The sequence below is a fragment of the Porphyromonas circumdentaria genome, assembly GCF_900167105.1.
Lineage (GTDB): Bacteria > Bacteroidota > Bacteroidia > Bacteroidales > Porphyromonadaceae > Porphyromonas > Porphyromonas circumdentaria.
Window position 1 is genome coordinate 54,762 of record NZ_FUXE01000004.1, and the last position, 14,829, is coordinate 69,590.

The following is a 14,829-nucleotide window of genomic DNA, read 5'->3' on the forward strand; positions in this document are numbered from 1 at the left end:
TCGGACAAACCTGTAAAGTTTTATAGTCTTGACGTTATTATATCGGTAGGATATAGCGTAAGATCTTACCAAGGAGTACAGTTTCGTATTTGGGCAACCCAACGTCTAAAAAAGTATTTCATCAAAGGGTTTGTATGCGATGATGACCGCTTAAAAAGGTAATTTCTTCTCATCGTAATAAAAAAGGAGCCAACAGATGTTGGACTCCCTTCTTGCAGTTTTATTTGTAGTGTTTTGTTCGTTTATCTACCAATGCAGACCCTGCGAGGGTCGCTGTGTGGAGAATTTAAGCATTGCCATTTGTGGGGCAAGATGCCGAGGCTTCGTGCTTCCCGATTCGGTAGAAAGCATTGCAAGCCAAGCTTACCGAGACCGTAATGCCGAGGAGAATGACGCCTAACCAATAGGCTCTCCAGTCCATAAGAAGGAACAATAGGCTCGGTACATAGGTCATGAAGACAGCCGAGAGAAGCTCTTTTACCGATGGAGGTGGAAACTTTTTATCCGAAAAGCGGTAGAGGATACGCGCTGCCAGAAAGCACAAAAGAAGTACTATACCTACTGTGATACCCATCGCCGTAAGTCTGTTGAGGTCGAAGGGTTCGTATTCAAATATGTATATCATCAAGCCAGGGAGCATTCCCACAGGCGTTCCTAACCATGCCAAAGCATGTATGCGTACTGGAGTTATTGCTTGTGCCATATTTGCTGTTATTGGATTGTGCTGTTTGCAAAGGTATAAAAATAGTGTAGAAAACGAGAAAAAGTGTGAAGCCAGAAAATTTTCTCTACTTATATTGGCGAGAGTTCGATGATTTTAGAATAAAGCAAGCCGTATGTCTAATATCCTTTGAATAGGGATACACGGTTTCTTAAGGGGGTATTTTGCTATGATGGCATCAAGAAAATTTGCAAAAGGCATCTGCCGTACAAAATATTTCTGTAATTTCGCCCCGCTGAATTATAGTGTTTTTTTGTTTTTAATTCCCTGTATTTCAGCAGTGTAAGTGTGTGGCAATTTCATTGATCGGTAAAATTATAAGTACTTATAATTCATTGAGCTCAGGTTACTGTCGTATTGGGCTTTTTTAGAACTTTGCAATTGAAAGCTATTTATTATAATCGTATGAAATCAACTATTTATTATGAAGCGAAAAATTGACCAATTTATATTGTTCCTGTTTTTATCTGGAATCTCTCTCTTGTCTTATGGGCAAGAAGAAAGCGTAATAACCATTACAAATAGTAAAGGGTATGCCCAACGAGCAATTCTTAATATTGAAGCAAATGGCCCTGTTGTAATAGAAGGAGCAACGGGTACGTTTGAAAATGCAAAAGATGTAGAGTACACATACAATGAGGGGCAAAACCAAATCATTATCAAAGGAGATATTACCCGTTTTGAATGCCTTAAGAATTCGATTACCGATATTGCTTTTGAAAAATGTAATAATCTGAAGTATATAAACTGTTCAGAAAACATATATATACAGTCATTAGATGTGAATGAGTGTCCCAACTTGGACTCTCTATTTTGTTACCAAAATAAGATTGCAACGCTTAATCTGGATAAAGCCACAAACTTGAGTGTGATCAATTGTAGCATGAATCAGATAGCCTCGCTTGATCTCTCTAAACACAAAAAGATTAAAGCAATATTTTGTTTTAAGAATAAAAAGCTAAAAGAACTTACCTATCCCGAAGAAGATATTGTGGAAGTAATTTCATGCTTCAATAGTAGCATCGGAGCACTAAATGTTACGGGGCGTAAGAAACTTCGCTCTTTAGCATGTAACAACAACAAACTCACAGAAATGAATATTGCGGGGTGTTCCGCATTGGTAAGGCTTCATGCAGGTGGAAATAAGTTGAGAGAAATCGTATTTGGAGACAATCCTATATTGACCGATTTGCAATGTGAAAACAACCAGATCGCACACATCGATCTAAGTGCTTTACCTGCATTGAAGAAGCTATTCATATATAAAAATCAACTAACATCAATTGATTTATCTCATAGTCCCAACTTAGAGATTCTTTCTACATTTGAAAATAAGCTCACAGAGATAGATTTAACGAAAGTACCATTGTTAAAAGAATTGTATGTGTATGACAATTTATTGACAGAGCTTGATGTAACTCCAACCCCATTATTAACAACCCTGCATTTGGGTGGTAATAACATATCAAGCATAGATGTGTCTACACTTGAAGATTTGGAAACATTGTTCGTTTATAATAATCAATTGCAGGAACTTGATTTGAGTAATAATAAGAATTTGAATAGTATAGAACTCTATGGCAATAAAATCAATAGTGCAGCTATGACACGATTGATTTATTCTCTTTCTTCACCAACGGGCACAACTCTCTTTATGGTTAGAGAAGAGGGTGAACGTGAACAAAACGTATGCAACGCTCGTCATGTAGAATATTTGAAAGAAAAAAACTGGGATGTTCGTCATTTAAAAAATGACATTCCTAAACTCTATAATGGATCTGAAGTAGATGAAACGAGCTTTTGGATAAAGATAGAACAAACAGAGAATGGTAAACTTGCAGCAAAAGACCTCTCGATAGATCTAAGTCAAGTGCAAGCCAATACAGCCGTTGAATTTATGGCAACCCCAGATAAGCATTATAAATTGGTAGACTTAACAGTGAATGATAAAAGTATATTTCCATCATTAACTCTAACAGTAACAGAACATGCAACCGTTCGCCCCTGGTTCGGTGTTTGTACTGGTGTAGAAACTATATCTAACGAAGATGCTTTTGGTGAACAGGTTGCTATTTTTGATGTAATGGGTAACAAGTTAAACCAACTACAAAGTGGTATAAACATTGTCGTATATAAGAACGGAAGAACACAAAAGATTTATAAAAAGTAAATCTCGTTGAATCTTGACCAATACACCCAACAGCTTGTGATATACAGGTTGTTGGGTGTATTCATTATAGACGATATAGGTATTATCAGCCGTATTGATTAGTCGAACAAGGTGGGCTCCCCCTCCTGCGCTTAGACAAAGCGGAGTGGTAGAGCAAGCACCGACTGCTATGTACCCCAATTCTTGGGTAGTGCCTACCTCGAAGCCTTTTTCTAATTTTGTCCCTCGATTTTTGCCCTATGAAAAGGGGCACAGATGAGTAACAAATTGAAATAAAGATAAAGCGCAATGGTACGAAATCCGAAAGAAGTCCTCGAAGAGACCTATCTCATGACCGAGGCAAAAAAGAGCAAACCTTGGTCTAAAATAATCCTTCTGGCTCTTATGGCGGGAGTTTACATCGCAATGGGTGGATTTTTGTCCGTTTTGGTCGGTAAGGGTTTCCCTGGTATTACAGAGGGCAACCCTGCTTTGGGTAAGTTCTTGAGCGGAATTACCTTCCCCGTGGGGCTTATTCTCACCGTGATTACTGGGGCGGAACTCTTTACGAGCAATAATGCCATTCTTATACCTGCGCTCATGAAGAAGCGTATCCCCCTACTTTTCCCTTTGAAGTATTGGACGGTAGTCTATATTGCCAACTTTATCGGGGCGGCAGCTTTTACCTACTTCCTCGTGTATCAAACAGGGCTTTTAGAGGGAGGTCCTTGGCGTGAGGCTATTCAGCACGTGGCAGAAGACAAGACTTCGCTCTCTTTTGGCGTTGCTTTCCTTAGAGGCATCGGGGCTAACTGGCTCGTTTGCTTGGCTATTTGGTTGGGGCTTTCGGCGAAAGACTTGACGGGTAAAATATTGGGTATCTGGTGGCCTGTGATGACGTTCGTAACCTTAGGGTTTGAGCACTCGATTGCTAACATGTTTTACATCCCCCTCGGTATGATGATGGGGGCGGAGGTAACCTTCGGGCAACTCCTCATCGACAACCTATTACCCGTAACATTGGGTAATATCGTTGGCGGTGCGCTCTTCGTAGGAGCTTTCCACGCTTACGTATTTGCTAGCAAGAAGTAACCCGATAAAACGGAGCAAAGGTCTACTTCGCTCCTCTAAAAAGCTTAGGCAGTAGAGTTGTCTACTATCCCCTTTGCGATACTTCCCAATCGAAAAAATCCTCCCTTTCCTATGGCTTTGTGCCGTTCGGAGAGGGAGTTTTTTGCTTTTAGCCTTTGCAAATCAACTTCTTTCAGATGCTAAAGTCTGATTTTGTTTAGTGGAAGTGAATAATTACTTTTGTGCGTAAACAAATCTTATAACGTATATGATTGAGCTTGCGATAGGAGTTCTATTCATTTTAATAATGGCTGCTTTTATAATTTGGGCTATTTGGGGTAAAGTTCCCTGGAAGACAGTCGGGAAAGTCCTCCTTACCCTCTTAGTTATAGTGATTGCCTTTTTCCTTGTGACCTCTCTACTGAATAAGGCTTTTGCTTGAGAGGGGACTTGACGGGTCTTGTAACTCAATGTAGCTCTGCTTGGATAGATGTTGCCCGAAAACAATCGCCTCTCTCCTGTTTAACATTGAAAAGACAGAAAGAGAAACATACAAGATGGGTAGGGAGAGTATTATGATATTATAAAAGTAAGACCGATTTGAAACAATAGATTGTAAGAAAGGATTTTGATATGCAGAAAAAAGTTTTTGTGGGAGGCATCGTTGGATTTTTTGCATTTGTGATTTTGCTTTCCTCTTGCCTACAAGGTAAGAAGAGCTCTATTAAGAACGAACAACAGGTTTTCGGGCAGGTTGGTTACCTAAGAGACGATATTGCTGGGGTTCCTTATATGGGAACCAATTACCTTCATCTATCTGATTTTGCCGACTATCCCGACCGTATCGCCTACCGAAATATTAAAGGGGGCAATCAAGGGCCCTCGATGACGTTTAAGTTTTTCTTGAGAGATGTGCGTCCTGACTATCCTCGATACCACGAGTTGTTTGACGTGATTAACTATTGTGTGCGCAAGCCTTGGCTTAAAAGGAGGGGGGCGGTACCTGTTCGACCTGTAGATTTATGCTTGGTTACTTTCTCGAAAGTAACCATTACGGCTAATTGCTCTTTCGGTGATATGTATCCTGCGGGGAGCGATCTTTCGCCTCTTGCTGTTTTTATGTTCAATGACTTTGCCACGTTCGTAGAAAAGGACTTTGATGACAAAGAACTCGAAGAGCCTTTGCGTATAAAGGGCAACGATGTAGAGGCGTGGAAAAAGGTGCGTTTATCTCTTCCCTATTTTTCTTTTTGGATTCATCAAGAGCCCGATTTGAAGGAGGGCGAAGAGCTCCAACTCACCTTTACGTTTGACGTTATCGACCGCTTAGTCTCCGATACAGAGCATAAGATATTTCAAAAGACTTTTACGTTCTACCCCTCTGCTAATCCTCTTTGAGCAGTAGTGGGAACCTAAGAAAAAGGCGGAGGATGCTCCAAGAGCCTAACCCGAACCGATGAGGAGATAGAAAAAGCCCTCTCTTTGTAGTGCGATAGCCACTGCCGAGAGAGGGGTTTTTCGTGTAGAGGCTAATGCTCCCGAAAAGAGGGATTTGTGATGGCTTGAGTTGGCACGTATGATAACGCAAGTTTGCATATAGGGAAACTCGAGTTTACACAAGTGGAAAGTAAAGTTTGCACAGGAGGAAACTTTTGTACCCTCTCGTGCTAACTTTTAGCAGGGTCGGTAGAGGGGTGTGCTTGCTCGGTGGAGTAAAGAGGTTGCTCTCCCCATTCCCCTTTCGTCGAAGTGTTCTTTTAAGTTCTACAGACCTCGTGTTTTTTTCCGCTCCCTTGGTTCGCTATGGTGCGGCTTCCCATTCTGCTCGTTGTAATAATCTTTTTAGCAAATGCTGGTTCAAGTATCCCTCAAACTTTAGCTTTATCAACGCTTGGGCTATACTATCGTTTTTCGCTTCTTTCCCCTCGAAGAGAACAAATTCTTCAGAGTAGAGTGCGTCGAAAGCCGAGGGAAAAAGATTAACTTTGCCTGCCAAAATAAATGAGTTTTTAGAACAATTATGCCGAGAGGTGCGAGCCCTGTGTGCCACTGTTCTAAGAGGCTCCTGAAAGAAACAGAATGAAAAAGAGAAGAAACCCCTTCACCGAGCTGCGTCCCGCCTCACGGAAACAGTTGTTAAACGATATTTTTCTGCTCCTTTTAGGAGCCTTACTGCAAGCGGCTGCCTATGCTATCTTCATCGCACCAGCGGGGATTGTGCCCGGGGGTGTGTATGGTATAAGTATTGCTATCAATCATCTCTCCAAAGGGGTGTGGGACATTTTCCCCAACGGATTGCCCATCGGGGTGGTGGCGTACTTCTTCAATATACCACTCTTCCTATTGGCGGCACGCAGTTTGGGGCTCTCCTCGGGGGCTAAGACTATCGCCACGTTCCTTTCCATTGGTCTTTTTACAGATCTTATCACCACCTATATAACCCATGGCAAGCCGATTATTGAGGACGACCCCTTCCTCGCTGCCGTGTATGGTGGGGCTATTCTGGGCTTGGGGGTATTCCTCACGTTCAAAGTGGGCAGTACGAGTGCGGGTACTGATGTGTTGGCACGTGTGTTGAGCAAGGGGCGCAATATAAAGACGAGTAACCTGATTATCTTCGTCGATGCGATGGTAATCCTCTTCGGGTTGATCGTCTTTGGCGACTTGAAAGTGCCCCTTTACTCGTTGGTTACCATCGTAGTGTATGGTAAGGTCCTTGATTTGATGTCGCCCGAGAACCCCAATAAGGCCGTTTTCATAGTCAGTGAGAACCCTCATCAGCTAAGGGATATTATCGTAGAACAGCTGGGATTGCGTGCCACCTACCTGCATGGGCAGGGAATGTATGCAGGGGTAGAGCGAGATACTATATTTATGATTGTGGAGCGTAAGCACTTGGCGCCACTCAAACGATTGGTCTTGGAGCGTGACCCGAAAGCCTTTATCGCCACGACCAACGCGACCAACGATACTTTACCCCCATTGATTTAGTTATGAAAAGAACCATACTTTTAGCCCTTTCACTGCTCCTTGTGGCGAGTGCGACTTGGGCACAACTCAAAGCCCCTTGTACCGAAGAGGTCAAAACATTTGTAAAAGTAGAGACGAACAAGGGCGATTTTATCGTCGCTCTCTATGAGGGAACGCCTCAGCACCGAGATAATTTCGTGCGCTGGGTGCAGGAGAAAGCCTACGAACGTACCATCTTTCACCGCGTAATCAACCGCTTTATGATACAAGGGGGCAATATGATGACGCGCGATGCTACGCCCCAAATGGATGTGAGCATAGATACTATTAGCGGCACACTCCCTGCCGAAATAGATATGGCACGTTTCTTCCACAAAAGAGGTGCCTTGTGTGCCGCTCGTGAGGGTGATGATGTTAATCCCGAAAAGGCCTCATCTAACACACAATTCTATATTGTAACGGGTACCTACTTTACCGATATAGACCTTGATAACATGGAGCGTAACAAGGGGTGCAAATATACTCCAGAGCAGCGAGAAGCCTATAAAATGTATGGGGGAACGCCTCATCTGGACAATGATTACACCGTCTTTGGCGAAGTGGTGCAGGGCATGGAGGTGATCGAGAAGATACAGAGTGTGAAAACCGACCCTGTGAATCGCCCTACGAAAGATGTGCTAATCCGTCGCATGACCCTCGTCGAACGTCCCAACTCTAAAAAGAAATAGAGATGCAGGCGGGTGTTTTGTACATGATTCCCGTACCGATTGCCGAGGGGGAGAATAGCTCTTTCTTCCCTGTGGTCAATGCGCCTATTGTAGAGGGCTTAGAGCTTTTCTTCGTGGAGAATATCCGCTCAGCACGTCGGGCTATACGTTCGCTCTGTCCCACCAAGCCGATTGACCCGATTACCTTTATCGAGATTGGCAAGCATGCCGATGAGGCTACTTGGCACGAAGCGTTTGAGCGCATCAAAGCAGGTGTCTCGGCGGGTGTGCTCTCCGAGGCTGGGTGCCCTGGAGTAGCCGATCCAGGAGCGCAGGTGGCGCGCTGGGCGCATCAACAAGGGGTACGAGTGGTACCATTGATTGGTCCCTCTTCGCTTCTTATGGGGCTTATGGCATCGGGTTTGAACGGTCAGCGTTTCGCTTTCGTGGGCTATTTACCTCGTGAGGGTGCCGAACTTAAACAGACTATCCGCCAGTTGGAACAGCGCATAGCATCGCAGGGCGAGTCTCAACTCTTTATAGAAACGCCCTATCGCAATCAACGCATTGCAGAGGCTCTTTGGTCGCATTGCCAAGCCTCTACCCGTCTCTGCATCGCGCAGGATATAACGGGAGTACACGAACGGATTGTTACCAAAACGATTGCACAGTGGCGCAAAGCTCCCTTTGTCTTTGAGAAGTTACCCACCCTCTTTATCCTCGGTGCATGAGTGAAGCAACCCTAACGCCTCCTCTCCTGGAGGAGTTCCGCCGTTGGATCGCCTCCGCCTATCCGCAAGAGGCAGAGCGTTTGCTTTGGGCGTTGGAACATACCACTCCCGCTCTCTCTATCCGATGCAACCGTAGCAAACAAGAATTGTACGATTTCTCCTTGAACCATCTGCCATTAGAAAGGGCGGTAGCGTGGTGTCGTGAGGGGTATTATCTTGCCGAGCGACCTTTCTTTGCTCATGATCCCTTGTGGCACGCAGGGGCTTACTATGTGCAGGAGGCGGGCTCTATGGCACTCGCTCAGCTCCAATCCCTATGGGGCGAGGAACCGATGGACGTATTAGACCTCTCGGCAGCTCCAGGAGGTAAGAGCACGCTCCTTACGCAGATTCTTCCAAAAGGTAGCCGTCTCATTGCCAACGAACCAATACCCAAACGGGCGCAGATATTGAGTGAAAACTTGACCAAATGGGGCTATCCCGAGGTTATCGTTACACAATCTTACCCCGACCAACTGCGCAAAGCGGGGCTTGTCTTCGACCTTATCGTGGTAGATGCGCCCTGTTCGGGCGAGGGGCTCTTTCGTAAATCGCCCGAGGCGCGCGACGAATGGTCGCTCGAGGCAGTAGAGGAGTGTGCCTTGCGACAGAGAGATATTCTCCGAGAGGCGTGGCAGATGCTCCGTCCTAATGGATGGTTAGTGTATGCAACGTGTACCTTTAATCCGCGGGAGAATGAAGAGAATGTTCGCTTTCTCATAGAGGAATTGGGCGCAACTTATACCCCTCTCGTTGATGTGCCCGAGGAGTGGAACTGGGTCGAGGGAAAGGAAGGCTTGGGCTATCATTTCCTGCCAGGGATTACCGATAGTGAGGGCTTTTACTGGGCTCTGCTCCGCAAAGCGGGTAGTGACGAGGTTGTAGAGGGGAAGAGTAGTGTCAAGCGAGCGAGGAAAGGAGAACGTAAGGCGCAACCGCTATCCCTTTCGAAAGAGATTACCCAATGGGTCAAGGCTTCTTACAGGGACTATACGCCCGTAGCTATGGGCGAGGAGATTGTGTTGCTCTCGAGCGAACTTTTGGAACACTATAAGGCGTTGCAGGCAAGCGGTATCGTAATGCTTTCGGCAGGCATACCCTGCGCTACGCAGAAAGGGAACAAACTGCGCCCTTCGTCGCTTCTTCCTTTCAGTCAGGCGATAGAAACTGAGGCGTTCCCGAGGGTCGAACTTTCGTTGCGTGAAGCCTTGCGCTACTTGGCAGGCGAAGCTATTCAGCTCCCCGCTACCGCTCCGCAAGGTTACTGTCTACTCCTTTTCGAGGGAGTGCCAGTGGCTGTAGCGCACAACTTAGGGCATCGCGCCAATAACCTCTATCCGAAACCCTATCGCCTCAAATCTCTCCCGAAATAACCCTCCCTCCCCCGCTCCACGGGCAACCACCTTCTCCCGAAGAGTCCCCCTTTCTTCTTACTTGCAGTAGAGGTCTTTCGTCTATGTTGTGAATGTAACATTGAAGTAGGCTATCCTATCCACAAAGTTCGTTAGGAGATCAAAGCAATAAGTTTCTTACTAATGCACAAAAATAAGTTCACATCATCGATTAGAAGAGGGCTAAGGTGCAGTGATTGAAATGATACTTTTTCCAAATTTTATTCATCGTTCTCTTCTTAAATCATATCTTTGTAAGTGTATTATTGGCATTCTTATTAGATGAAATTATCATTTTATGGCAATAAATAGAATTAAGTCTGTTTTGGCAGAGAAGCAGTTGACCAGTAAATGGCTTGCACAACAATTAGGTAAGGCAGAAAACACAGTTTCCCGTTGGTGCTCCAACAAGGTGCAACCTTCGTTAGAGATACTCATTGTGATAGCGAAAATTCTTGAAGTAGATGTTCGAGAGTTAATCGTGTCAACCAAAGAAGCCCGATAGAAAAGCCTGTAATTGCATACTCTTATGAAAGAGCCCAAAATATCTTGGCCTCAGGCTAAATACATAGCGACAGACCTTGTCCGTCGGAGAGCAAGTTCAGATTTAGATTCATTTACTCAGACCTTGCAAGATGCTCGTGTAGACCTTAATCCTCATCAAGTAGAAAGTGCTCTATTTGCTTTTCGTTCGCCACTCTCTGGCGGTGCGATCCTTGCAGACGAGGTCGGTCTTGGAAAAACGATAGAAGCTGGAATCATTTTGTCGCAGAAATGGGCAGAACGCAAGAGGCGTTTGCTTATCATTGCACCTGCCAACCTTCGCAAACAGTGGGTAGAGGAGTTGGAAGAGAAGTTTTACCTGCCAGCTTTCATTTTGGACAAAAAGGTGATGGAGCAATATTGGGCTAATAAAGAAGGGGTCAATCCCTTTGAGACAAATAGGATAGTTGTTTGTTCTTATGACTTTGCTCGTCGTCAAGAGAGCTATTTGCAATTAGCTAAATTGGATCTTGTTGTTTTGGATGAAGCCCATCGTTTGCGTAATGTCTATCGCCCCGACAATCAGACGGGTAGGATCTTGAGAAAGGCTCTTGCTAATAAGAAGAAAATATTGCTTACTGCAACACCTCTTCAGAATAGCTTGCTTGAATTGTATGGACTCACCAGTTTTATTGATGAGTATGCCTTTGGTGATTTGAAGAGCTTTAAGTCACGCTATAATGGCAATCTTTCTGAAATGGATTTCTCCCAACTTAAAAATCGTTTAGCACCTCTCTGTCACCGTACGTTACGCCGTCAGGTGTTGGAGTATATCAAGTATACCTCTCGTATACCTATGCTTCATGAATTTGTGCCCAGTGCTGAGGAGACAGAGTTGTATAACCTCGTTACGAAGTTTTTGCAAAGAGAGCGCCTTGTCTCTATACGTAGTAGTCAGCGTGCTCTTACCACGCTCGTTTTGCGAAAACTCTTGGCTTCCTCCTCTTATGCCATTGGGGGAACCCTGCAAACCATATTGCAACGTATAGATGCACAGGTGGTAGCCGAAGAAAACTTACCCGAATTTGCAGACTATGAGAGCTGGGAGACCATGATGGATGAAATACCCGAAGCTGAGGAGAACTGGGTTAAACAGGATAGAAACCTTAGCCCCGAAGAATTGGAACTCCTTGGAGAGGAACGAGAGTGGTTGCAACGCTGTTTGGAGCTAACAGAGCGCATCTCAAGCAACAGCAAGGCAGAGCAACTACTCATAGCCTTGGAGAGTGGATTCAAAAAACTTTCCAGTTTGGGAGCCAATCGTAAAGCTCTTATTTTTACGGAGAGTCGGCGCACACAAGAGTTTCTTTATCGTTTGCTGAGCGAGAGAGGATACGAAGGAGAAGTAATGACTTTTAGTGGAACGAACAATGATGCTCGAAGCACAACGATACTTCGAAGTTGGAGAGAAGCAAACAAAGACACAGGATTGGTAACGGGGGTTAAGGAAGCGGATATGCGAGCCGCCTTGGTGGATGAGTTTCGCAATCGGGCTACGATTATGATTGCTACCGAAGCAGCGGCCGAAGGGATTAATCTTCAATTCTGCTCCTTAGTGGTCAATTATGATTTGCCTTGGAACCCTCAGCGTATAGAGCAGCGTATAGGGCGTTGTCATCGTTATGGTCAGCGACATGATGTAGTGGTCATTAACTTTTTGAACAAGAGCAACGCTGCCGATCGTCGTGTTTATGAACTTCTTGACGAGAAGTTTCGTCTTTTTGATGGTGTGTTTGGTGCGAGCGATGAGGTGCTGGGGAGCATCAGTTCGGGCACAGACTTTGAGCAACGTATTGCCTACATCTACCAGACCTGCCGTAGCGAAGAGGAGATACAAGCTGCTTTCGACCAGCTCAAAGCAGAGCTAAGCCCTGAGATTGATGAGCGTATGCAACAAACCAGAACGGTACTCTTGGAAAACTTTGATGACGAGGTGCGGGCACGCCTTCGCGACAGCGAAGACAGTAGTCGTCGATTGTTGCGACGCTATGAGGAGCGACTTTGGATGCTCACTCAATACATTTTACGCAAAAAAGCGAGTTTCTCATCGAGCGATTATAGTTTCGTGTTACAAGAGCCTATTGATGGCATTTCTGATACAGGCCCCTACTATATGCTTGAGGCCTCTGCCGAAAATAAGAAAAGTGAGAGTGAGCAGCAGGGCAAGGGACTTTATCGAGCCAACCACCCTTTGGCACAATACACTATCAAAGAAGCCAAGAACATAGAGGTAACAACCAAAGATACACTTGTTTTGGATTACAGTCATTCGGGAAAACGTATATCTCCTCTGGCTGACTTAGTGGGGCAAAGGGGGTATCTTTCGGTAGACCTGCTTTCGATAGAAACGGCGGAGACCATAGATCATTGGGCTGTGGCGATGATAACAGAGGGTGGTGAAGTTATCTCCTCGGACCTCATCGAGCATATATGGTCCATTCCCAGTAGTGTGGAGCTGACAGACAGTACCATACCGACCGTATGTATAGATCGATTGGAGCAGATTAAGGTTGCGCAGATAGAAGAAACCACGCAACAAGCTCGGCAAGAAGCCCTGCAACTCTTTGATGAGCAGGAGGAGAAGCTCGATAGATGGGCGGAGGATATGAAACTGGGCTTGGAGAGAGAAATCACAGATCTAAACCAAACCATACGTCTTATGAAGATGGAGGCGCGTAAAGCAGATAGCATAGAAGCTCGTCTTGCTGCACAACGAGAAATAAAGGCAAGCGAAGCCCTCCTCAAACGCAAGCGGGCAGACTTTTTTACCGAGCACGACCGCATTGAAGCGCAGAAAGATCTACTCATCGACCAATTGGAGCAATTGCTCTCCTTGCGTTATGAGAAACAAAACCTCTTTACCTTGAGGTGGAAGATGATTTAATATGGATAAGATATGGCACTACCCATTAACATAGAGGACCTGCTCAATAAGCGAAAAGTAGAGAGCAATCGTATAGAATTTAAGGAGGGGTGGAATCCTACTAAAATTTACCAAACCATTTGTGCTTTTGCCAATGATTTTGACAACATTGGTGGGGGATATATTTTGGTGGGTGTAGAGGAGGAAAATGGTATAGCCAAGCGTCCTGTGCGTGGGCTATCCGTGGGCGAACTCGACCGTATCCAGCGAGCAATGATTGGTTACGACCACAAGATTAACCCATACTACCGTCCTCGAGTCTCAGTGGAAGAGATAGATGGCAAATATATTTTAGTCATTTGGGTGCCTTCGGGGCTCGACCGTCCTTATGATGTGATGGACGATGTGACCAAGCGAGATGCTCGTTCACGTTGGTATGTACGCAGTGGAACAAGCACGATCGAAGCCAGAGGAGAGGTGTTGGTCGAATTAAGAGATATGGCGAATCGTACGCCTTTTGACGACAGAGGAAATAGTGAGATTGCAATAGAGGACCTCTCTCCTGTACTTATTTATGACTATCTAAGAAAGGTCAAAAGTCGCTTGGTTCAGACTTTCTCTATTACATCCATAGAGAAAACTTTAGAACAAATGGACCTGTTTGTAGGGCCTCTTGAACGACGCTATCTGAAAAATGTAGCAGCGATGATGTTTTGCGAGACGCCAGAGAAGTTTTTTCCCTATACCCAAGTAGAGATCGTCCACTTCCCTGGTGGGGCAGAACGAGACCCTAATAATATGATTGAGGTGCCGAAAATTAGGGGCTCTGTACCAACTATCATTGGTGCTACGCTCAACTACTTGCGTACCCATATTATCAGAGAGCAAATCATCAAGCCTAAGGATAGAGCGGAGTCGATTCGTTTTTTCAACTATCCCTATCAAGCTTTGGAAGAAGCAGTGGTAAATGCTCTATATCATCGAGACTATCAAGTGAGAGAACCAGTGGAAATTACTATAGAGCCTCACGCGATTTCGATTCTTAGCCACTCGGGTCCTGACCGCTCTATTAGTGAAGAGAGTATTCGTGCTGGCAGACGTTTGCAGGCACGTCGTTATCGTAACCGCCGTTTGGGAGAGTTTCTCAAAGAGCTTGACCTTTCCGAGGGGAGGGCTACGGGTATTCCTACAATACAGGAGGAGTTGGTACGCAATGGGTCCCCTTTAGCCACTTTTGAAACTGATATAGATCGTACTTACTTTTTGATATCTATCCCTTGCCATCCAGATTTTGTGCACAAAAGTTTCTCTCAAGTAGATGTAAAAGCCAGAATAAAAGCGAGAATAAAAGACAAGAAGCGTAAGGAGCGATTGTTTGCCTTGATTAGCCTGATCAAACAGGGTGAAATCTCTTCTGCTCTTGAAATAGCCAAGAACCTATCTGTTTCCTCAGCTACGATTTGGCGTGATCTCAAAGTGCTGTCAGCGTTAGGCATCGAGATTAAGACAAAGGGAAAGTGGAGGATTCTTGCGACAGTTGACGAAGTCGATGATACACTTGATGCGACAGTTGCGACAGTCAATGATACGGTAGATAATGATATGTAGATGATGCGACAGTTGCGACAGTCAATGACACGCTAA

At 45.0% G+C, this 14,829-nt stretch carries 13 protein-coding genes and 1 pseudogene; 11 read left to right on the plus strand and 3 right to left on the minus strand.

The window, feature by feature from the left end; genetic code table 11:
• Window positions 1–12: 12 nt before the first annotated feature.
• A pseudogene (rhuM, locus tag B5D06_RS09045) lies at window positions 13–156 on the plus strand (RhuM family protein); the annotation flags it as partial.
• 130 nt (window positions 157–286) lie between these two features.
• Here rhuM and B5D06_RS02480 read toward each other — a convergent pair.
• Window positions 287–703, minus strand: coding sequence for a hypothetical protein (locus B5D06_RS02480; RefSeq protein ID WP_078736455.1), 417 nt, complete (start codon window positions 701–703; stop codon window positions 287–289).
• 442 nt (window positions 704–1,145) lie between these two features.
• On the opposite strand from B5D06_RS02480, the gene B5D06_RS02485 reads away from it, so the two are divergent.
• The 3 genes from B5D06_RS02485 (at window position 1,146) to B5D06_RS02495 (ending at window position 5,339) form a co-directional block, all read left to right on the plus strand.
• Complete coding sequence (locus tag B5D06_RS02485) at window positions 1,146–2,891, plus strand: leucine-rich repeat domain-containing protein (RefSeq protein ID WP_078736456.1); 1,746 nt, start codon at window positions 1,146–1,148, stop codon at window positions 2,889–2,891.
• 288 nt (window positions 2,892–3,179) lie between these two features.
• Window positions 3,180–3,962, plus strand: coding sequence for a formate/nitrite transporter family protein (locus B5D06_RS02490; RefSeq protein WP_078736457.1), 783 nt, complete (start codon window positions 3,180–3,182; stop codon window positions 3,960–3,962).
• 612 nt (window positions 3,963–4,574) lie between these two features.
• A complete protein-coding gene (locus tag B5D06_RS02495) occupies window positions 4,575–5,339 on the plus strand; it encodes a hypothetical protein (RefSeq protein ID WP_078736458.1) in 765 nt (254 codons plus the stop codon).
• Between the two features lie 45 nt (window positions 5,340–5,384).
• Here the strand turns inward: B5D06_RS02495 and B5D06_RS08940 are convergent, their stop codons facing one another.
• Both B5D06_RS08940 and B5D06_RS02500 read right to left on the minus strand, forming a co-directional pair.
• Window positions 5,385–5,537 carry a hypothetical protein gene (locus B5D06_RS08940; RefSeq protein WP_159442673.1) on the minus strand — a complete coding sequence of 51 codons (153 nt, stop codon included), beginning with the start codon at window positions 5,535–5,537 and terminating at the stop codon, window positions 5,385–5,387.
• Between the two features lie 205 nt (window positions 5,538–5,742).
• Complete coding sequence (locus B5D06_RS02500) at window positions 5,743–5,991, minus strand: hypothetical protein (RefSeq protein WP_078736459.1); 249 nt, start codon at window positions 5,989–5,991, stop codon at window positions 5,743–5,745.
• Between the two features lie 29 nt (window positions 5,992–6,020).
• Here B5D06_RS02500 and B5D06_RS02505 point away from each other — a divergent pair, with 29 nt between their 5' ends.
• From B5D06_RS02505 to B5D06_RS02535, 7 genes are all read left to right on the plus strand, one after another.
• A complete protein-coding gene (locus B5D06_RS02505; RefSeq protein WP_078736460.1) occupies window positions 6,021–6,932 on the plus strand; it encodes a YitT family protein in 912 nt (303 codons plus the stop codon).
• A gap of 2 nt (window positions 6,933–6,934) precedes the next feature.
• Complete coding sequence (locus B5D06_RS02510) at window positions 6,935–7,639, plus strand: peptidylprolyl isomerase (RefSeq protein WP_078736461.1); 705 nt, start codon at window positions 6,935–6,937, stop codon at window positions 7,637–7,639.
• 2 nt (window positions 7,640–7,641) lie between these two features.
• Complete coding sequence (locus B5D06_RS02515) at window positions 7,642–8,349, plus strand: SAM-dependent methyltransferase (RefSeq protein ID WP_078736462.1); 708 nt, start codon at window positions 7,642–7,644, stop codon at window positions 8,347–8,349.
• Window positions 8,346–9,761 (plus strand): methyltransferase RsmF C-terminal domain-like protein, encoded by a 1,416-nt coding sequence (locus tag B5D06_RS02520; RefSeq protein WP_078736463.1) that lies wholly within the window; start codon window positions 8,346–8,348, stop codon window positions 9,759–9,761. Before B5D06_RS02515 ends, B5D06_RS02520 begins: the two co-directional genes overlap by 4 nt.
• A gap of 316 nt (window positions 9,762–10,077) precedes the next feature.
• Entirely contained in the window at window positions 10,078–10,284 is a 207-nt protein-coding gene (locus B5D06_RS02525; RefSeq protein WP_078736464.1) for a helix-turn-helix transcriptional regulator, read from the plus strand.
• Between the two features lie 24 nt (window positions 10,285–10,308).
• Window positions 10,309–13,206 (plus strand): SNF2-related protein, encoded by a 2,898-nt coding sequence (locus B5D06_RS02530; protein ID WP_078736465.1) that lies wholly within the window; start codon window positions 10,309–10,311, stop codon window positions 13,204–13,206.
• A gap of 12 nt (window positions 13,207–13,218) precedes the next feature.
• On the plus strand, window positions 13,219–14,793 hold the full coding sequence (locus B5D06_RS02535; protein ID WP_078736466.1) for an RNA-binding domain-containing protein: 1,575 nt from the start codon (window positions 13,219–13,221) through the stop codon (window positions 14,791–14,793).
• The last annotated feature ends 36 nt before the right edge of the window (window positions 14,794–14,829 follow it).